Source organism: Pedobacter suwonensis (genome assembly GCF_044762335.1).
Lineage (GTDB): Bacteria > Bacteroidota > Bacteroidia > Sphingobacteriales > Sphingobacteriaceae > Pedobacter.
This window is the reverse complement of record NZ_JBIWEB010000018.1, coordinates 67528-85985: the sequence shown is the minus strand read 5'-3', so window position 1 is coordinate 85985 and position 18458 is coordinate 67528. Positions and strand designations below refer to the sequence as shown.

The 18458-nt window shown below is 39.1% G+C and carries 19 protein-coding genes; 7 read left to right on the top strand and 12 right to left on the bottom strand.

Annotated features, from left to right (window positions below):
- Nucleotides 1-20: 20 nt before the first annotated feature.
- On the bottom strand, nt 21-911 hold the full coding sequence (locus ACIQXP_RS21015) for an EamA family transporter (protein ID WP_293743165.1): 891 nt from the start codon (nt 909-911) through the stop codon (nt 21-23).
- Nucleotides 912-1014: 103 nt separating this feature from the next.
- Complete coding sequence (locus ACIQXP_RS21010) at nt 1015-1731, bottom strand: pyridoxine 5'-phosphate synthase (protein ID WP_293743164.1); 717 nt, start codon at nt 1729-1731, stop codon at nt 1015-1017.
- 83 nt (nt 1732-1814) lie between these two features.
- On the opposite strand from ACIQXP_RS21010, the gene ACIQXP_RS21005 reads away from it, so the two are divergent.
- Nucleotides 1815-3455 carry an ArnT family glycosyltransferase gene (locus ACIQXP_RS21005; protein WP_387507505.1) on the top strand — a complete coding sequence of 547 codons (1641 nt, stop codon included), beginning with the start codon at nt 1815-1817 and terminating at the stop codon, nt 3453-3455.
- A gap of 1 nt (nt 3456) precedes the next feature.
- Nucleotides 3457-3837 (top strand): GtrA family protein, encoded by a 381-nt coding sequence (locus tag ACIQXP_RS21000; protein WP_090986641.1) that lies wholly within the window; start codon nt 3457-3459, stop codon nt 3835-3837.
- A 129-nt stretch (nt 3838-3966) separates the two neighbouring features.
- On the opposite strand, the gene ACIQXP_RS20995 is transcribed toward ACIQXP_RS21000, so the two are convergent.
- Entirely contained in the window at nt 3967-4089 is a 123-nt protein-coding gene (locus tag ACIQXP_RS20995; protein WP_280525536.1) for a hypothetical protein, read from the bottom strand.
- A gap of 60 nt (nt 4090-4149) precedes the next feature.
- Between ACIQXP_RS20995 and ACIQXP_RS20990 the strand changes: the two genes are divergently transcribed.
- Nucleotides 4150-5130: a polysaccharide deacetylase family protein gene (locus tag ACIQXP_RS20990; RefSeq protein ID WP_293743162.1), complete on the top strand. Its 981-nt coding sequence runs from the start codon at nt 4150-4152 to the stop codon at nt 5128-5130.
- Nucleotides 5131-5294: 164 nt separating this feature from the next.
- On the opposite strand, the gene ACIQXP_RS20985 is transcribed toward ACIQXP_RS20990, so the two are convergent.
- The 3 genes from ACIQXP_RS20985 to ACIQXP_RS20975 all read right to left on the bottom strand — a co-directional run bounded on the left by ACIQXP_RS20985 (nt 5295) and on the right by ACIQXP_RS20975 (nt 8010).
- Nucleotides 5295-5636 (bottom strand): DUF6370 family protein, encoded by a 342-nt coding sequence (locus tag ACIQXP_RS20985; RefSeq protein ID WP_293743161.1) that lies wholly within the window; start codon nt 5634-5636, stop codon nt 5295-5297.
- Between the two features lie 343 nt (nt 5637-5979).
- Nucleotides 5980-7296 carry an adenosylhomocysteinase gene (gene ahcY / locus ACIQXP_RS20980; RefSeq protein WP_293743160.1) on the bottom strand — a complete coding sequence of 439 codons (1317 nt, stop codon included), beginning with the start codon at nt 7294-7296 and terminating at the stop codon, nt 5980-5982.
- 483 nt (nt 7297-7779) lie between these two features.
- On the bottom strand, nt 7780-8010 hold the full coding sequence (locus ACIQXP_RS20975; RefSeq protein WP_205058576.1) for a DUF3072 domain-containing protein: 231 nt from the start codon (nt 8008-8010) through the stop codon (nt 7780-7782).
- Nucleotides 8011-8343: 333 nt separating this feature from the next.
- Here ACIQXP_RS20975 and ACIQXP_RS20970 point away from each other — a divergent pair, with 333 nt between their 5' ends.
- Nucleotides 8344-8772, top strand: a complete 429-nt coding sequence (locus ACIQXP_RS20970; protein WP_293743159.1) for a CBS domain-containing protein — start codon at nt 8344-8346, stop codon at nt 8770-8772.
- 261 nt (nt 8773-9033) lie between these two features.
- On the opposite strand, the gene ACIQXP_RS20965 is transcribed toward ACIQXP_RS20970, so the two are convergent.
- The 3 genes from ACIQXP_RS20965 to ACIQXP_RS20955 form a co-directional block, all read right to left on the bottom strand.
- The gene (locus tag ACIQXP_RS20965) at nt 9034-10482 is read right to left on the bottom strand and encodes a M20/M25/M40 family metallo-hydrolase (protein WP_387507499.1); all 1449 of its coding nucleotides are present in this window, start codon (nt 10480-10482) and stop codon (nt 9034-9036) included.
- Nucleotides 10483-10690: 208 nt separating this feature from the next.
- Nucleotides 10691-11746, bottom strand: a complete 1056-nt coding sequence (locus ACIQXP_RS20960; RefSeq protein WP_387507541.1) for a TerC family protein — start codon at nt 11744-11746, stop codon at nt 10691-10693.
- Nucleotides 11746-12717 (bottom strand): polyprenyl synthetase family protein, encoded by a 972-nt coding sequence (locus ACIQXP_RS20955; protein ID WP_387507496.1) that lies wholly within the window; start codon nt 12715-12717, stop codon nt 11746-11748. The genes ACIQXP_RS20960 and ACIQXP_RS20955 overlap by 1 nt, the downstream gene beginning before the upstream one ends.
- 290 nt (nt 12718-13007) lie before the next feature.
- On the opposite strand from ACIQXP_RS20955, the gene ACIQXP_RS20950 reads away from it, so the two are divergent.
- Nucleotides 13008-14000 (top strand): alpha/beta hydrolase, encoded by a 993-nt coding sequence (locus ACIQXP_RS20950; RefSeq protein WP_387507493.1) that lies wholly within the window; start codon nt 13008-13010, stop codon nt 13998-14000.
- Between the two features lie 149 nt (nt 14001-14149).
- A complete protein-coding gene (locus ACIQXP_RS20945; RefSeq protein WP_387507490.1) occupies nt 14150-14668 on the top strand; it encodes a hypothetical protein in 519 nt (172 codons plus the stop codon).
- 66 nt (nt 14669-14734) lie between these two features.
- Here ACIQXP_RS20945 and ACIQXP_RS20940 read toward each other — a convergent pair whose 3' ends face one another.
- Nucleotides 14735-15703: a YpdA family putative bacillithiol disulfide reductase gene (locus tag ACIQXP_RS20940; RefSeq protein ID WP_387507488.1), complete on the bottom strand. Its 969-nt coding sequence runs from the start codon at nt 15701-15703 to the stop codon at nt 14735-14737.
- 270 nt (nt 15704-15973) lie between these two features.
- On the opposite strand from ACIQXP_RS20940, the gene ACIQXP_RS20935 reads away from it, so the two are divergent.
- Nucleotides 15974-16654 (top strand): 3-keto-disaccharide hydrolase, encoded by a 681-nt coding sequence (locus ACIQXP_RS20935; RefSeq protein ID WP_293743153.1) that lies wholly within the window; start codon nt 15974-15976, stop codon nt 16652-16654.
- Between the two features lie 15 nt (nt 16655-16669).
- Here ACIQXP_RS20935 and ACIQXP_RS20930 read toward each other — a convergent pair whose 3' ends face one another.
- Both ACIQXP_RS20930 and odhB read right to left on the bottom strand, forming a co-directional pair.
- Nucleotides 16670-17029, bottom strand: a complete 360-nt coding sequence (locus ACIQXP_RS20930; protein ID WP_387507486.1) for a ribosomal maturation YjgA family protein — start codon at nt 17027-17029, stop codon at nt 16670-16672.
- A gap of 92 nt (nt 17030-17121) precedes the next feature.
- On the bottom strand, nt 17122-18360 hold the full coding sequence (odhB, locus tag ACIQXP_RS20925; RefSeq protein WP_293743151.1) for a 2-oxoglutarate dehydrogenase complex dihydrolipoyllysine-residue succinyltransferase: 1239 nt from the start codon (nt 18358-18360) through the stop codon (nt 17122-17124).
- Nucleotides 18361-18458: the final 98 nt, after the last annotated feature.

Below are 18458 nucleotides of genomic sequence, written 5' to 3'. Positions count from 1 at the left end.
CTTTGTGGTAAAAAATAAAATTACTTCTTTTTCAAATAAATCAGGTTTGGCAAAACCATTGCCGATAAAATGACCACAACGCCAACCCACCTTAAAAATGAAACCTGCTCCTGCAATACAAAACCGGCCATCATTACGGCGACTGGTAATTCTGCCGCACTCAAAATAGAACTAATAGCAGTACCAATTCTCGGCACTCCTTCGGCATAAAACAGGGGCGGGATTACGGTGCCAAAAACAGAAATAATCAATCCCCATTTCAGTAAGCTTCCACTCAAAGCTCCATTAAACAAAAATGCAGGAGGAAAGATGATGAAAATCAAAATACAGGCACCAGTAATCATCAGCGCACTTTTCTTTAGCGGCACATATTCATTACCGATCCTACCACTCAACAACAAAAAGCCGGCATAACATAATGCAGCCAGTAAACCGAAACCAATCCCTTTTAAATCCATGCTACCCATACTGGTTTCTGCCATTCCACTGGCTAAAACTGTACCTCCCAGAACCAAAAAAATAGCAACCAATTGCAAATTAGTGGGTTTCTTTTTAAAAATGAGGTATTCCATTAAAATACTCATCCAGATAAACTGCATCAATAAAATAATGGCCACTGAATTAGGCACCAGCTTTACACATTGATAGTAAAAAATACTAACCATACCCGTACAGGTTCCTGCAATGACCATTTGCCACCAGGGTGTTTTAGCGGGCAAAGCCTTAGCTTTATAAGCTGCTGTTTGACTTTGAAAGAAAAATAACACCCATAAAATTACCGCTCCGAAAAAAGCCTGGGCACCGGTAACATCACCCAAAGTATAACCTTCGTGATAAGCCAGTTTAACAAAAGTAGAAAGGATACCAAAACTACAGGCACCCAAAAAAACAAGGAGAATTCCTTTAAGCATTATATATTTTTTATTTCAACCACAGAGGAAAAAGAGTTTTACACCGAGTTCACAGAAGCTCTGTTTGCGCTGTGTACATCTTTGTGCGCTTTGTGGTTAAACCTTAAGCGAGCTGTTGTAAGTATTTCTGAATGGTTGTTTCTAAACCTAAATAAAGGGCATCACTAATTAAAGCGTGACCGATAGAAACTTCCAACAAACCAGGAATACTTTGTGCGAAATAATGCAGGTTGTGCAGATCCAGGTCGTGGCCGGCATTTATGCCTAAGCCTAATTTATTGGCATGATGTGCTGCAGCAATATAACTCACTACTGCCTTTTCGCGATCTTCAAAATAATTATGTGCATAGGCTTCGGTATATAATTCGATCCGATCTGTTCCGGTTTCAGCTGCCCCTTCAACCATTTCTACCACCGGATCAACAAAAATAGAAACGCGGATGCCTTCCTTTTGAAAAACAGCAACCATTTCTTTCAGGTAATCTTGATGTTTGATGGTATCCCAACCATGGTTAGAGGTAATCTGACCTTCGGCATCGGGCACTAAAGTAACCTGGGCAGGTTTATTGGCCAAAACCAGGTCAACAAATTTATCTTCCTTACAATTTCCTTCAATATTAAACTCGGTAGCAATAACCGCCTTTAGATCGTAAACATCCTGGTAACGGATGTGGCGTTCATCAGGGCGCGGATGTACCGTAATTCCCTGCGCACCGAAACGTTCGCAGTCTAATGCAACCTTTACCAAATCAGGATTATTGCCTCCGCGACTGTTGCGGAGTGTAGCAATTTTATTGATGTTAACCGATAACTTTGTCATAAAGCAAAGATAAGGCTTTGCCCCTGTTAATCTTAAACCTTAAAAAAATTTGACTTTTTTTTGCTCATATTTGCTTCCTGTAAATGAACTTAAAAGAGACCACACTGTATAAAATTTTAATCGCTCTGGTTGCACTGGTTAGTGTACCTGCTCTTTTTGGGGGTATAATGGAACCAGATTCTGCACTTTATGCCTCCATAGCCAAAAACATGGTGCTACGCAACGATTGGGTGAATATTTATGTCCGTGGTGCAGATTGGTTAGACAAACCACATTTAACTTTTTGGCTGGCCGCTACTTCATTTAAAGCTTTTGGAATCACAGCCTTTGCCTATAAACTTCCTTCTTTCTTATTTGGACTATTAGGCGCATGGTATCTTTATAAACTGGCAAAAGACATTTACAATGAAAAAACAGGATTAATCAGTGCATTGATTTTTTTAAGTTCGCTGCACATCCTCATTTCTACTTTCGATGTTCGTGCTGAGGTTTATATCACCACATTTACGTTCGCAGCCATTTATCATTATTATAAAGCTCATCAGGGTTCTATCTGGCATATTGTTACAGGCTCTTTTTTCGCTGCATGCGCCATCATGATTAAAGGCATATTTGTACTCATCCCCGTTTTTGGTGGCTTTATCATTTACTGGTTGCTCACCAGACAATGGAAACAGTTGCTAAAACTCAAATGGTGGGTTGCCATCGCATTGATTTTTATTTTTATTGTCCCGGAATTATATACTTTATATACACAGTTCGACTTGCATCCCGAAAAGGTAGTATTTGGAAAAACCGGCGTATCCGGTTTAAAGTTTTTCTTTTGGGACAGCCAGTTCGGTCGCTTCTTTAACAACGGACCAATAAAAGGCAAAGGCGATCTTTCATTCTTTTTGCATACCACGCTGTGGGCTTTTTTACCCTGGTCTATCTTGTTTTACACCGCCGTGGTTAACCTTTTCAAAAAGAAAAATAGAGTAATGTTACCTGCAGCAAGCATCATGATCTGGACGAGTGCAGCCATTACCTTCTTATTGTTTTCTCTTTCGAAATTCCAATTGCCGCATTACATCCTGATTATTTTGCCACAATTCGCCATCATTACGGCTTTATATATGCAGAAATTAGAAGGTGAGCGCCTGAAAGTATTCATCACCATCCAAAATGCGCTGGCAGTTTTAATCGTGTTAATTTTATCTGCTATCGCCATCTTTTTTGGGTTCACAAATAATTATATCGCAATTGCGGTTTTGGTTATTTTATTAGCCATTTCTTTTTTAATGTTCAAAGGGCTAAAAACTGAAAACTTACTGGCCAGAAGTGCGATGATTTCTGTTGGCTTGATGATTTTTCTATCGGTATTTTTCTATCCGTCGGTGCTGAAATATGAATCGGGTATGGAAGCTGCAAATTGGCTAAAAAAGCATTATCCGGAGGCCAAAGCTTCGGTTTTAATGTACCCTGACGCTTATTCATTCGATTTTTATGCCAGCGGGGAACCGAAATACTTTTGGAGTTATGAGGAACTGGATAAATCAAAGGATATAAAAGACCTCGTGATTTACACGCCAGAATCGGAATTGGCAAAACTGAAAAATGAATATGGCGCCCAAGTGCTAAAATCGTTCGATTACTATCACATCACCAAGCTCAGCCCAAAATTTATCAATGCGCAAACGCGTTCTCAGCTATTAGAACATTTTTACCTGGTTAAATTGCATTAAAATGGATTTATTCTTCCGCATTATAAAATTTGGATTGACGGGCCTGCTCGGAATGGCCATCGATTTTGGAGCAACCTGGCTGTGCAAAGAGAAAATCAAAATCAATAAATACATCGCCAATGCCATTGGGTTTACTTTAGCCGTAACCAATAATTACCTGATTAACAGGATATGGACATTCCAGAGTACCAACAGCCACTGGGGAACTGAATTCACTAAGTTTTTAATAGTGAGTTTAATCGGCCTAGGTTTAAATACCTTTATCATCTATCTTTTCCACCAACGGAAAAACGGAACCAATTTTTATGTGGCGAAATTTTTTGCGATTGTAATCGTATTTGTCTGGAATTTTTTGGCCAATATGTTGTTTACATTTAAGTAGTTGTTAGAATATTTACCAGAAAGATCATGAAACAAATCCGATAGCAATTGGATCAGGATCAGGTCGGCTAAAGATTTTACACCACTGGCACAAACCAATGAACGAATGGCCAGTGACCTAATGAACTACCTAACTCACATTTTTGCCGATAAAGTAGAATACAACAAGCCATATTAATCCTTTAATCAGGAAGAATAAAAAACCAATCAGCCCTACCCGCTTAAACCATAATTTTAATTTTTCTTTGTTCATGGCGACGTTTGTAAAGATAATGGATTTGGCTTAAATTAGAAAGATTTTAAATAAGGAAATATGAAGTTATCTAAACCCGTGTTGCTCAGCCTTTTTTGTATCTGCTTTTTCTGCACTGAAATCTTTGCGCAAAATTTTGAAAATATTAAAAGCTATAAAGTAAATTTTGCCCTGGCAAAGCATGACAATGAGCGGTTGATTGCGCTTAGAAGCTTTTCTGCAAATAACCAAAAATACTTACTGCTGGTAAACCCTGAAACTTTGGATACCAAGGTAGATCTGGCCAGTAATTATAGCACCAGAGGTCTACAATATTCCAACGTATTTGCCATTTTTAAAAACACAGCTTATATCAAATCAATTGAAGCCGCAGCAGCCAGAGATTTGCAACTTCAGAATGCTGGCATCGATCATGCCATTCCAAAGGAAAAGGGCATCACACTAACCATCGATCTTTGTCCTTCGCATAAGGCTTTAGACAGGATTATTTTTCAATCTGTTTTCGATGAATTTAAAAAAACAGAACAGCCTGCACCATTAGCGATTTCTGTTTCCGGTAAATGGATGTTAAAACACCAGGATGATTTAAATTGGTTAAAAAGTTTAGTAAAGAATAAGGAACTGGATATTACCTGGGTCAATCATACCTACAATCACGAGGTAAATAAATTGCCATTGGCTGAGAATTTCCTGTTGGCACCCGGAACCAACCTAGATGTAGAGGTATTGGAAAACGAAAAACTGATGTTAAAAAATGGGCTAACCCCTTCAGTATTTTTCCGCTTTCCTGGACTGGTATCTGATCAAAAAATTGTTGAAAGAATCGAAACTTACGGATTAATACCTGTTGGAAGCGATGCCTGGTTAGCCAAAGGGCAACAACCTAACGCCGGCAGCATTGTCCTGATCCATGGCAATGGCAATGAAGAAATTGGAGTGAAAGATTTTATCCAGTTGCTAAAAACGAAACAGGCTGATGTGAAGAATAAGCAGTGGCTACTTTTTGATTTGAGAGAAGGCCTAGAGAAAGAATTTGAATAATACTGTGTTTAACCACAGAGGACACGAAGAAAGCACAAAGCTAGTCATTTTTCGTCATTGCGAGGAGGAACGACAAAGCAATCTTACGATTGCTAGAACTTAAGAAATAGATTGCTTCGTCAGCTGAAAAGCTTCCTCGCAATTACGAATTTACCTAACTACTACTACTTCTTAACCGGCAATAACTTTATTTCTTTTGCTTTAAAGCGGTTGTTCACAATCTCGCCGGTCACTTCTGCTTTACTTACGGCATTGCAGAAACCATGTTCGCCATGGGCGTCACCAAAATCATCGATTCCTTTTCCATCCACAAAATAAGGTTTGCCATCAATTTTAACCGCCAGTTCACAGTCTTTACCTTTCATTTTAAACTGACATTCGCCACAGGCAATATCGACCACCTGTTTGGTAATTACTTTTGCGGTTACAGCTTTTTGAGGTGCAGTTTGGGCGTTTACAGCAACTGAAAATAGACCAAGAATAAGCGCAAATATTAACTTTTTCATTGTTTTTATTTTTTCAAATGTAAGTTTTCAATAGCAAAAGAATCACAGCCCGCTGTAAAATAAACCTGATAGAAATGGAAATCCTTTTTGTGTCATTCTGAGCGTAGTCGAAGAAAAACAAAAAGATTGGAATGAATAGCAGGGCTGAAACATCCTAAAAGCACTGAACGTACGTTTTCAAAAAAATAAAGACTCATTTAACCTTTTATGGCACATCAACTTACAGTTAGCGACAACCGGTCCTGCGCCGCCCCTCTTGAAGAGGGGAATAAAAAAAGGGACATGCAATCTGCACATCCCTCTTCTTTATATCGACTTCAGACTTTCGACTGAAGACTCAGGACTAATACCTGTAAGTATCTGCTTTGAAAGGACCTTCAACCGGCACGCCGATATAATCAGCCTGGTGCTGATCTAAAACATCTAATTCTACACCGATTTTTTCTAAGTGTAAACGGGCAACTTTTTCATCTAAATGTTTAGGCAAAGTATATACTTTGTTTTCATACTTGTCAGTATTGGTCCAAAGTTCGATCTGCGCTAAAGTTTGGTTGGTAAAAGAATTACTCATTACAAAACTTGGGTGGCCAGTTGCACAACCTAAGTTAACCAAACGACCTTCGGCCAAGATGATTACATCTTTACCATCAATGGTATATTTATCAACCTGAGGTTTAATTTCCACTTTGGTATCGCCATAAGCACCGTTTAACCAGGCCATATCGATTTCGTTATCGAAGTGACCGATGTTACAAACAATCGCTTTATCTTTTAACGCCCTGAAGTGTTGCTCGCGAACGATATCACAGTTACCAGTTGTAGTTACCACAATATCAGCTTCTTTAATGGCGTTAGCTAGTTTTTTCACTTCGTAACCTTCCATTGCCGCCTGTAAAGCACAGATTGGGTCAATTTCAGTTACAATAACACGTACACCTTGTGAGCTTAATGATTCTGCAGAACCTTTACCCACATCGCCATAACCGCAAACAACAGCTACTTTACCAGCCATCATGACATCAGTAGCGCGACGGATCGCATCAACCAATGATTCGCGGCAACCGTATTTGTTATCGAATTTAGATTTGGTAACTGAATCATTAACGTTGATTGCAGGTAAATGCAACGTTCCGTTTTTCATTCTTTCGTATAAACGGTGAACACCAGTTGTGGTTTCTTCTGATAATCCTTTAATACCAGCAATCAGCTCAGGGTATTTATCGAAAACCATATTGGTTAAATCGCCACCATCATCCAAAATCATGTTTAATGGCTGTTGCTCCGGACCGAAGTGTAAAGTTTGCTCAATACACCAGTCGAATTCTTCTTCGTTTAAACCTTTCCAGGCATAAACCTGGATACCCGCAGCAGCAATTGCAGCAGCAGCGTGATCTTGTGTTGAGAAAATATTGCAAGATGACCAGGTCACTTCAGCACCCAGGGCCACCAATGTTTCGATTAATACAGCCGTTTGGATGGTCATGTGCAGACAGCCTGCAATACGCGCGCCTTTTAACGGTTGTGATGGACCGAATTCTTTACGTAAACTCATTAAACCTGGCATTTCTGCTTCGGCTAATTCAATTTCTTTACGGCCCCATTCTGCCAGTGAAATGTCCTTAACTTTGTAAGGGATGTAAGTTGTCTCTACTGATGACATAATATATTTATTTAATTGTTTTTAATCAAGAAGTTACAGGCAATGAATTTTTGTTTTGTATGCCATTTGCACACCTTTTTAAATTCCCTTTATTTCTGGCACAAAATTACATAATAGTTTGGCCATTACCAATGTCCTGAAAATTAATCGCTCACTTGAAAGTAATATTAATATCCCACATCCAAGTGACCAACAAAAAATCACGTTTATCTTTACAATGTTTCATAAAACTATGGGATAGGTGTCAGCCAGCCAAAATTCACTTTTATGTCAGAAATGTCAACCTTTATGATAGGCTCAAATGTTGGCTATCATGAAATCATATTAGCATTTACGCCTATAATTGACCCGTATTGGAAACTTGTATTTCTTTGAAATGGTAATTTTTTGCCGTAACCGACCGCGGAAGCTGAAATTAAGCGTTGAAAGCCTGATTTGTAAAAGAGCCGAAATGAAGTATACGTATACCCCAGCTCTACTAAATTAATTGTTATCCAAACCCCGCCCTGTTTTGTGTTGTAATTCATCAATACGTTTAGATGCTTCGGATTTGCTCAAACTGTCATCGAATTCCTCACCTGCTTCATCTGATAGTGTTTTAAGATATGAACCCTGGGCTCCAGTCATCGGCTCATCACCTGTAGTCCAGTCATCTGGATTTTTAACCGTATTATCTCCTTTTAAGCCGTTGGCATTTTCTTGATCGTTATTCATGTCATTGAGGTTTTAGTATTAAACTTCAACAAATGCAATTCCATCAAAGTTTGAATTATTCCGCGAAGGAATTGATTTATTGAAATATCAAAGGCGATCAATGACCAATAAATAGTAAAGAAGATGATCATTTCAGTATTACAACTAAAATCATCAATGGTTTTGGCTAGTCATTATTACATTTACAGCATTTTCAACCTTCTACGCATTACCACACTAATTTTTTTAAACTTTTTGCTCAATTCAAAAACTTGAATTCTTTCGGAGATTTCAAAACAAAACTTTGATTTACAGACAATTACTTCTTAAATTGTTGTAACCAAATTAACAGTTATGAAAAGCGTGAAACAATTACTGGACAACAAACAGGCCATCATTATTTCTGTACCCGAAAACATTTCTGTTCTGGATGCCTTAAAAGTAATGACAGAAAAAAATATCAGTGCCGTATTGGTAATGGAAGACGAACAACTTCGTGGCATTTTTACTGAACGCGATTATGCCCGCAAAATCATCCTGCAAGGGAAATCATCAAGAGATACGCTCATTAAAGAAGTCATGACCGCTAACCCTATCACCATCAGGTTGAGCGATAGTATTGATCATTGCATGGAACTGATGACCGATAAACACATCCGCCATTTACCGGTTGTAGAAAACGATGAGGTAAAAGGAATGGTATCCATCGGCGATGTGGTAAAGTTTATCATTGCCGACCAAAAACAGACCATTTCGCAATTGGAAAGTTATATTAGCGGATAGTGCTGATTTAGGTATGCGCTTGTATTAGGTCTTTTACGTTGGGCTTCAATCGGCACAACTCCGTGAATAAATTTATTTCCGTCATTTCGAGCGGAGCACAGCGGAGTCGAGAAATCTTTTAAGGCAGTTCTCCAAAGATTTCTCCACCACGGTCGAAATTACGAATTACGTTAAGCGGATTAACTATATAAAAGTCGGTGTACCCCCAATATCTGTGTAATCAACCGCGAAGCGAAAAAAAGCAACAAATCAAACCGTAGGTTACTTCCATCTCCAATCGCCAGCAATAGTGAGGGGTTCTTTTAAATTCTGTGATTCCAGGAAAGCCCTCAACTCCTCTTCGCCCTGAACACCTACCGGGATTTTCGGTGTATTGGCTAAAGCGTAAGTCAACATGGCACTATACCGTACCGTATTTTTGAGCTCCTGCTCATCAACCAGTTTGAAACTATCGCCATCTGAATGGTAAAAAGGTCCTGAGTTATTGGGCAGCTTACCACCAAAACCACCACCTGTAGGAATACCTTCCAGCATAAATGGCTGATGATCGCTGTGCAAACCTGCGCCTGCATTAAACAGATTTTTAAATCCGGTATCAATTTTTACGATAGCAGCTCCCCAGGATGTAAAAAGATCTTTCATTTCAGCTCGTGAAGTAGAAAAACCTTTCGGATCGTTAGTCATATCGTAGTTGAGCATAAACTTTACCTGGTTTAAGGTTCCGTCTTTTTTGGCCTGTTCGATATAAGCTTTAGAGCCTAACAAACCTTGCTCCTCGCCCATAAACAATACAAATTCTACCGTACGTTTGGTTTTTAGATTTAGCTTTTTAAAAGTCCGGGCCATATCCATAATGGCGAACGATCCTATTCCATTGTCGATGGCACCAGTTGCCAAATCCCAGCTATCTAAATGTCCGCCAACTACAATTTTATCTTTAGGCAACGCTGTTCCTTTAAAAGTAGCGATTACGTTTCGGGCTTTGATCAAACCTGAGAAATTCGTCATCGCGATATGCGCAATCTGCGTCTGCGATTTAATTTTCTCCTTTAAAGCCATTCCATCCTCCAAACCAATACAAACTGCAGGGATTGGAATTAATTTACCTGTCACTGATGCCGTTCCGGTTAAAAGCACCCCATCTTTTATCGTATTAATAATGATTACACCTATAGCGCCATATTTGGTAGCAATTGCGGTTTTTTCTGAGCGGTGCAAGGATTTTGTTCCGGCCGGAGAACCTGGAAGGACACCCAGATAAATCAGTGCGATTTTACCTTTAAACTTTTCCGGGTTAGCCTGATAATCTGCTTCCAAGCCATTACCTGCATCAACAATTTCACCTGTAATATCCGCACTCACCGGCGAATGCGCCAGCGTAACGGCTTTCATTTTGGTCAGGTTATTTTTATCTGCTCCAACTTCCAGGCTAATGGTTTTTCGTGCCCAGCTTTCGACTTCAAAAGGCTGAAATTTTACTTCACATCCGTATGACTTTAATAAGTCGAAGGCATATTGCTCTGCCTTTGCTCCATTTTCCGAACCTGTTAAACGGTGACCGATCGTCTCGGTTTCATATTTAAGGGTTTGATAAGCTTTTGAGTTTTGTTGTACATCAGCATTGATTTTGGTAAAAACAGCTCCAAATTTATCTTGTGCATGGGCAAATAATGTGGTGCAAAGAAGCGCGGTGGAGAAAAGGTATTTCATTAGGTTTAGTTATATCTGCTGAAAGTACAAATTTTCAATAGAGATTACCAGCTGTAACGTTTATTTTGCTTTTCTCGCATGCTTGTCATTTCGAGCGGAGTGCAATGCAGTCGAGAACGCGAAGGATCTGCGAAGCAAAATCTGTCTCGATAGATCTCTCCATTTCGCTGCACTACAGTCGAGATGACATATTTATTAATTGGAAAAATTAATTTTTAATATGATTCACTTTCTTCGGAAAAACCAAGGAAGCGACAATACTGATCACCAGAATGCTTAAAATCACTATCAGTGAATGCTCGGTGGTAAAACCCCATTTTTCCAGATAGGTATGCCCCAACATTTTCACGCCGATAAAAGCCAGTAAAAAAGCTAAACCTGTTTTTAAATAATGGAATTTATGAATAATATTTACCAATAAAAAGAACATAGACCGCAAGCCCATGATGGCAAAAATATTAGAGAAAAATACAATATAGGGATCTTTGGTTACCGCAAAAATAGCCGGAATAGAATCCACCGCAAATAAAAGATCGGTGAACTCTACAATCAATAACACCAGAAACAATGGTGTAACCATTCTTTTATGATTGATCTTAACAAAGAAGTTTTTCCCCTCGTATTTCGGATGAATGGAAAATATTTTTGAAGCCCATTTTACTACAGGATGGTTTTCGGGATCAATTTTATCGTCTTCATCCTTGCTGAAAAACATTTTAACCCCGGTAAATACCAAAAAGGCCCCAAAAACATACAGGATCCATGCAAATTTGGTAATTAATGCCGCCCCGACAAAAATGAAGATAAAGCGCATAATAATAGCGCCCAATATCCCCCAGAACAATACTCTGTGATAATATTTTTCCTCAACCGCAAATGCCGAGAAGATGAGGACAATTACAAAGATATTATCTACCGAAAGGGCGTATTCAATAACATAACCCGTTAAAAATTCGAGCCCAAGATTTTGCTTGTAAATTGCTAAACTGGCATCAAAATCATCAGGGACTAATTTAATATGGTGTTGGTGCAACGTTACAATTTCCTGCAGATGGGCAAAGTCCTTTATTCCATGTAACTGATGCCCCTCAACCAGCAGGATAAAATAAAACCCTATGGCCAGGGCCACCATAATCACGCTCATGATCCCTGCCTGTTTTAAGCTTACCACATGATCTTTCCTGCTGAATAAACCCAGGTCTAGAGCCAGAATCAATACAATAAAAAGTAGAAAACCTAAGCTAAAAAGTAATTCGTTACCCATCATTTTTTACGTTCAGTGGTATAGAGTACAAGTTGTTCTAAACCCGTTCTGGCTTCGCCTGCATCAAACCCGTGCAGTAGCTCAAATGCTTCATTTTGGTAATCCAACATTTTTTGGTTTGCATAATAAACGCCCTTATGGTTGTTTACGAAATCAATAATCTGCTGTATTTTAACCGGATCATCCTGATGATTTTTCACCAGGTTGATCATTTTTTTACGTTCTGCTTTCTCCGCCTTGTTTAAGGCATAAATCAGAGGTAGCGTTACTTTCTTCTCTTTAATATCAATTCCCAAAGGTTTTCCTACGTCATCGGTCCCAAAATCGAAAGTATCATCTTTAATCTGAAAAGCAATGCCAACTTTTTCGCCAAACAGGCGCATTTTTTCTATCGTTTCATTATCAGCACCTGCTGAAGCTGCCCCAGCAGCACAACAGGAAGCAATCAGAGAAGCGGTTTTCTGGCGGATCACATCAAAATATAAATCTTCCGATATGTCCATTCTCCGTACTTTTTCCACCTGCAACAACTCACCCTCACTCATCTGTTTTACAGCTTCTGATACAATCTGTAACAAACGGTGTTCATTATTGTTTACCGAGAGCAATAATCCTTTCGCCAGCAAGTAATCACCAACTAAAACGGCAATTTTATTTTTCCATAAAGCATTAATAGAGAAAAAGCCGCGACGCTCATAAGCATTATCCACTACATCATCATGCACTAAAGTGGCGGTATGTAAAAGCTCAACCAAAGCCGCCCCACGGTGGGTCGAATCTGTAATTCCACCGCATAATTTAGCGGCAAAAAACACGAACATCGGCCGCATTTGTTTGCCTTTTTGTTTTACAATATAATGGGTAATCCTATCCAGCAACGGTGCGTCGCTATGCATCGATTCCTTAAAGGTTTTTTCAAACGCTTTTATATCAGCAGCTATAGGTGTTTTTATCTGTTCGATCCCCGGCATTAAGTCGAAAAATTTTGATTGCAAACTTAAGCTAATTTCCCATAAAAAGGTAATCTATAGTCTTATTATTAAGGATTTGGAAAGCCACGGACAGCGATATTTAACATCTTCCCCCCTGCTATTGCCTATAGTCCTCACCCTCATGCTTCGGGCTGCGGGCTATTTGGCGCTATCAGGTTTAACGTGATGGGTAAAGTGCAGGTAAAAAACACCTCAAAGCGACAATTAATTCAGCTAAAAATTAGCTTTATTTAAATTCATATTTTACATTTAAACCAATATTTAATGGCATGAAAAAACGCTACAAAGTAATTATTGGTCTTTCGGCATTTATTATCGCAGCTTATTTGTCAGGTCCAAAACCCAAAAAACCTTTATTCAGCGAGGAGTTGACAAAAGTGCCCGATCTTGCTGATCTGGACAATTACGTAGCCAGCATCGAATCCATGCATAAAATAAAACCGGGCAACGAAGCTGAAATTGTTTGGGCCGATAAACCCCACCAACAAACCGAATATGCCGTTGTGTATTTACATGGTTTTTCAGCCTCAAAAACAGAAGGCAATCCGGTACATTTAAACTTGGCTAAAGCGCTCCATGCTAATTTATACCTTGCCCGCCTGGCCGACCATGGCATTGATACTTTGGCGCCAATGCAATATTTTACGGCCGACCGTCTTTGGGAATCCAGCAAACAGGCTTATGCCATTGGCAAAAAACTGGGCAAAAAAGTAATTTTAGTCGGCACTTCTACCGGTGGAACGGTGGCTTTAAAACTAGCGTCGACTTATCCTGAAATTAACAGCCTGATTTTAATGTCGCCAAATGTGGCCATCAATGATAAAAACGCCTGGCTTTTGAATAATCCCTGGGGTTTACAAATTGCCAGAAAAGTAGTGGGTGGCGATGAACGTAAAGTAGACGACCGCACCGACGAATACAAAAAATACTGGTACACCAATTACCGGCTAGAATCGCTGGTAGAACTGGAAGAATTTATTGAAAGCACTATGGTAAAAAGAACGTTCCAAAAGGTAAAGCAACCTGTTTTACTCCTTTATTATTATAAAAGTGAACTAGAACAGGATCCTGTAGTAAGGGTTGATGCCATGCTGAAAATGTTCGATGAACTGGGCACGCCAAATCACTTAAAAAGAAAAGTAGCTATACCCAATGCAGGGAATCATGTAATGGGCTCTTATATTACTTCGAAAGATTTGTCGGGTGTGGAAAAGGCAATTGAGAGCTTTGTAGAGCGTATGCTGAAGGTCTTCGTTCAGTAAAAAACATCATCCTGACTGTAACGCCGTGGAATGGAGAAATCCATCTAATAGATTCCCTACCGAAATTTCGGGATTGCGCTTCAGTAGAGAAGACGACCGCCCTAATTAATACAACGATATAATAAAAATTTATCTGAATCTCTCTCATCATGAAGATCAAACCAATACTACAAGAAACTTTATGGCTTGCATGCTGTATCTCATTTACAATCATTATCGGGCTACTTTTTTTTGGAAAAGCTATTTTCGAGAAAGATATAGACATTAACCTGCATGATACCTATTTTGTTATTGCGAATCAGCATCTTATTCTATGTTTTTTCACGATTTTTTCCTTTATAATCTATTTTATTAAAGAAAAAATGCATGACTTTAATCGGAAATTACCACTCGGTATCTTTTTACTCTTGGGTTTAGGCTTTAATGTATTATTAGTCAAACTGAGTTTAATTGCCACATTTTTTAATCCCTGGAAAAGTGGATGGACAGTCTATCCTCCACTATCAGTAAAAGCCAAACCAACCGAAGTTAATGCAATAACAGGATTTGCTACAACCGTTTTTACTCCATTTAATGGCCTATTGGTCATCCAAATTTTGATAATCGCATTAATGTTGCGTGCAGTCTATAAATATGGAAAATCGAAGAAAATGATTGCAGAAATTTAGCTCTATAGACTTATGAGATCCTGCCTTTTACGGCTATTGCGAAACATTATAAGATAAGTTTCTCCCCTAACTCAAAATATTCTTTACAATCATTTCAGCATGTACCCTGGAGTTTTCGATAAAAAGTTTGTGCGTATCTAAACCTCCGCAAACTACACCTGCCAGGTATAAACCCTTAACGTTGGTTTCCATGGTTTCTTCGTTGTAGGATGGACAAAGGCTTTCAGGAAGGTCGATACCGAATTTCTTCAACATCGAAAAATCTGGCTGGTAGCCCGTCATCGCAATTACAAAATCATTTGGGATGGTTTTTATTCCTTCAGGCGTTTTAATATCAACCTCACCCTCGCGTATCTCAACCAATTCCGAATGGAAAAACGCCGTAATTTCGCCCTCTTTAATCCTGTTCTGTATATCCGGGCGCACCCAATATTTAACATGTGGACCAAGTTCACCACTCCTCACCACCATGGTTACGTTTGCACCTTTACGATAGGTTTCTAAAGCCGCATCAACTCCAGAATTATTGGCACCAACCACCACTACATTCTGAAAGGCATACAAATGCGGATCTTTATAGTAGTGCGTTACTGTTGGCAGATCCTCGCCCGGCACATTCATTAACAAAGGCACATCATAAAATCCTGTGGCAACAATTACATTCTTTGCAGTATAACCTGTTTTAGAAGTCTTGATTTCAAAAACATCAGATTCGTTTTTGACCACCTGTTGCACACGTTCAAAAAGATTGATCTTTAAATCAAATTTTTCGGCCACACGACGATAATATTCTACGGCTTCGTTACGATTTGGTTTCGGGCTAATGGTTACAAAAGGCACGCCCCCTATCTCTAATTTCTGTGAAGTAGAAAAGAAGGTCATAAATACCGGATAGTTGAACAAACTGTTTACCAAGGCACCTTTCTCTATAATTACGTAACTTAAGTTTGCTCTCTTAGCTTCAATTGCACAGGCCATCCCTATCGGGCCGGCACCGATAATTAATACGTCGTAATGATTCTGATTCTTGGTCATTGTTTTATGCCTAAAAATGCAATTTGCTAATGTGGTAAATCAAAATAGTGTATTCCCCATTTATTAGGATGAGAGTTAAAGAATAGGAACTAAATCAACTCTTGCAAAAATAGACAATACAGGGTAATGACAATGCAATTTTTTATCGGGGTTGATGCTTTCAACCGCTTTACCACAACGGATTTATGCCTGTTGCAAACCATTTTAAATAAAATATACAGACATTAACATTTTGATAATAAGTATATTTGAGATATAAAACCAAATATTATGAAATTTCGTTTCAGCCTGCTGTTATTCTTCACATTAAATATGTCGGCATTTGCCCAGAAGAGCCTTTTTAACGGCAAAAATTTAGATGGCTGGCACACAGACGTTCCTGCAATGGACAGCAAGCCAGACACCATCAACCCATTTATTGTTCGTAATGGCATGTTAGTGAGTTTAGGCACTCCTGGCGGACATTTGATAACCGATAAAATTTATAAAAATTATCAATTAACCTTACAGTACCGTTTTGCCGGCAAGCCAGGCAACTGTGGCGTTTTAGTACACGTCTCAACCCCACGCGTACTTTATGGAATGTTTCCAAAATCCATGGAGGTACAGATGCAACATAAAGATGCGGGCGATTTTTGGTGCATTGAGGAAGATATCACCGTACCGGACATGGTAAACAGGCGTGGACCAAAAGAAAACTGGGGTATAAATGGCGACAAGCTACGCCGTATAAAAAACTTAACAGACGATAGTGAAAAACCAGCTGGCGAATGGAATACCATGATTATCCAATGTTTAAACAATGAAGTAAAGGTTTGGGTAAACGGCATTCTGGTAAACCATGGCACCAATTGTACTGCAAGTAGTGGTCAAATTGCTTTACAGGCAGAAGGTAGCGAAGTAGAATTTAAACAACTGGATCTGAACCCCATTAAAGCACTCTCTAAATAAGAAAAGTAATTTATCTTAATCCTTAAAACACAAACAGATCAGATAGCCAATAAAGTAAGCAAGCAGGTCATAAACAGAAAAGTAAGTCCCTAAAACAATACTCCAGAACTTATTATCCTTTAGGCCAAGCCAGTTTACATAATGAACGGCCTGTAAGAATTCGATTATAAAAGAAAAAATCAATACACCTAAAGCAAGTCTTTTGTTATTGGTTACTAAAAATATTCTGAAGAATGCATAAATTAATACCACCACCAACACATCACCGCCAAAAGGCCTGATAAAAGCATCGTGAAGATATTTAGCGATTAGAACTTCAATCAGGAATATCGCTAAAAAAATGAAGAGAAATTTTAAGTTGAACGTTAATTTCATTTATGGTCATAAAAAAGAAGTCAAGTTTTTTATCGCACAATGGCTAATAAAACTTGACTTCCTATATTAATACCGATTAATCGGGTTTTGGATTAAACACCTAGTAACAATCTTGCCGGGTCTTCTAATAATTGTTTCACACGAACCAGAAAACCAACAGACTCACGTCCGTCTATAATTCTGTGGTCGTAAGATAAAGCAACATACATCATCGGACGGATCACCACTTCACCTTTTTCAGCTACCGGACGCTCAACAATGTTGTGCATACCTAAAATAGCCGATTGTGGTGCATTAATAATCGGAGTAGACATCATTGAGCCAAATACACCACCATTTGTGATGGTGAATGTTCCACCGGTCATTTCTTCAATGGTTAATTTGCTATCGCGCGCTTTTAAAGCCAATTCCAATACCGATTTTTCAATCTGAGCCAATGTCATGCTTTCTGCATTACGGATAACGGGTACCACCAAACCTTTTGGTGCAGAGACGGCGATAGAAATATCAGCGAAATCATTATATACCAATTCATCACCTTCTATACGACCATTTACAGCAGGGAAATCTTTCAGTGCTTCGGTAACAGCCTTGGTGAAAAAGCTCATAAAACCCAAACCAACTCCAAATTTCTCTTTAAACTGATCTTTATATTTTCCGCGTAAATCCATAATCGGTTTCATGTTAACCTCATTGAAAGTGGTTAACATCGCGGTTTCATTTTTAACAGCAACCAAACGTTTTGCAACGGTTCTACGCAATGGCGACATTTTTTCACGGCGCTCTCCGCGGCTTCCTGCAGGGGCAGCAGCTGCAACCGGAGTACTGGCTTTTGGTGCTTCAGCTTTTTTACCCGCTTCTGCCTTTACAGCATCATCTTTGGTAATGCGCCCATCAACACCGGTACCTTTTACTGCAGCAGCATCAATACCTTTTTCAGCAAGAATTTTACCTGCAGCAGGCGAAGGCGTACCTGTAGCATAAGAATCTTTAGAAGTAGCTGTATCCTGAGCCTTAAGTGCTTCAGCTACCGCTGCGGGAGCCTGTGCATCAGCTTTCGGACTTTCCACTTCGGCTTTCGGACTGGCAGCTGCACCACCATCTTCAATTTTACAAACTACTGCGCCAATGGCTAAAGTATCGCCTTCGGCGGCTATGGTTTTTAAAGTTCCAGCTTGTTCTGCGGTTAATTCGAATGTTGCTTTATCCGATTCTAATTCGGCGATCACTTCATCCATTTCAACCACATCTCCGTCGTTTTTTATCCATCTTGATAAAACAACCTCGGTGATCGATTCACCAACAGGTGGAACTTTTATCTCTAAACTCATATTTTTAAAATTGTAATTTTTGTTGTTATTATGTTTTAAGATTGAAAGTTTAAAATTGTGAATTACTTAAATCCGCTACTTTAACCCCTCGGTACCTT

Excerpts from the sequence above, each read along its gene's own strand:
- ACIQXP_RS20960 (WP_387507541.1), bottom strand. The coding sequence starts at position 11,746 with ATGGGTAACGAATTACTTTTTAGCTTAGGTTTTCTACTTTTTATTGTA.
- ACIQXP_RS21010 (WP_293743164.1), bottom strand. The coding sequence starts at position 1,731 with ATGACAAAGTTATCGGTTAACATCAATAAAATTGCTACACTCCGCAAC.
- ACIQXP_RS21015 (WP_293743165.1), bottom strand. The coding sequence starts at position 911 with ATGCTTAAAGGAATTCTCCTTGTTTTTTTGGGTGCCTGTAGTTTTGGT.
- ACIQXP_RS20975 (WP_205058576.1), bottom strand. The coding sequence starts at position 8,010 with ATGAATAACGATCAAGAAAATGCCAACGGCTTAAAAGGAGATAATACG.
- odhB (WP_293743151.1), bottom strand. The coding sequence starts at position 18,360 with ATGAGTTTAGAGATAAAAGTTCCACCTGTTGGTGAATCGATCACCGAG.
- ACIQXP_RS20940 (WP_387507488.1), bottom strand. The coding sequence starts at position 15,703 with ATGACCAAGAATCAGAATCATTACGACGTATTAATTATCGGTGCCGGC.
- ACIQXP_RS20950 (WP_387507493.1), top strand. The coding sequence starts at position 13,008 with ATGAAAAAACGCTACAAAGTAATTATTGGTCTTTCGGCATTTATTATC.
- ACIQXP_RS20965 (WP_387507499.1), bottom strand. The coding sequence starts at position 10,482 with ATGAAATACCTTTTCTCCACCGCGCTTCTTTGCACCACATTATTTGCC.
- ahcY (WP_293743160.1), bottom strand. The coding sequence starts at position 7,296 with ATGTCATCAGTAGAGACAACTTACATCCCTTACAAAGTTAAGGACATT.
- ACIQXP_RS20970 (WP_293743159.1), top strand. The coding sequence starts at position 8,344 with ATGAAAAGCGTGAAACAATTACTGGACAACAAACAGGCCATCATTATT.
- ACIQXP_RS20995 (WP_280525536.1), bottom strand. The coding sequence starts at position 4,089 with ATGAACAAAGAAAAATTAAAATTATGGTTTAAGCGGGTAGGGCTGATT.
- ACIQXP_RS20945 (WP_387507490.1), top strand. The coding sequence starts at position 14,150 with ATGAAGATCAAACCAATACTACAAGAAACTTTATGGCTTGCATGCTGT.
- ACIQXP_RS21000 (WP_090986641.1), top strand. The coding sequence starts at position 3,457 with ATGGATTTATTCTTCCGCATTATAAAATTTGGATTGACGGGCCTGCTC.
- ACIQXP_RS20985 (WP_293743161.1), bottom strand. The coding sequence starts at position 5,636 with ATGAAAAAGTTAATATTTGCGCTTATTCTTGGTCTATTTTCAGTTGCT.
- ACIQXP_RS20990 (WP_293743162.1), top strand. The coding sequence starts at position 4,150 with ATGAAGTTATCTAAACCCGTGTTGCTCAGCCTTTTTTGTATCTGCTTT.
- ACIQXP_RS20930 (WP_387507486.1), bottom strand. The coding sequence starts at position 17,029 with ATGAAATTAACGTTCAACTTAAAATTTCTCTTCATTTTTTTAGCGATA.
- ACIQXP_RS21005 (WP_387507505.1), top strand. The coding sequence starts at position 1,815 with ATGAACTTAAAAGAGACCACACTGTATAAAATTTTAATCGCTCTGGTT.
- ACIQXP_RS20955 (WP_387507496.1), bottom strand. The coding sequence starts at position 12,717 with ATGCCGGGGATCGAACAGATAAAAACACCTATAGCTGCTGATATAAAA.
- ACIQXP_RS20935 (WP_293743153.1), top strand. The coding sequence starts at position 15,974 with ATGAAATTTCGTTTCAGCCTGCTGTTATTCTTCACATTAAATATGTCG.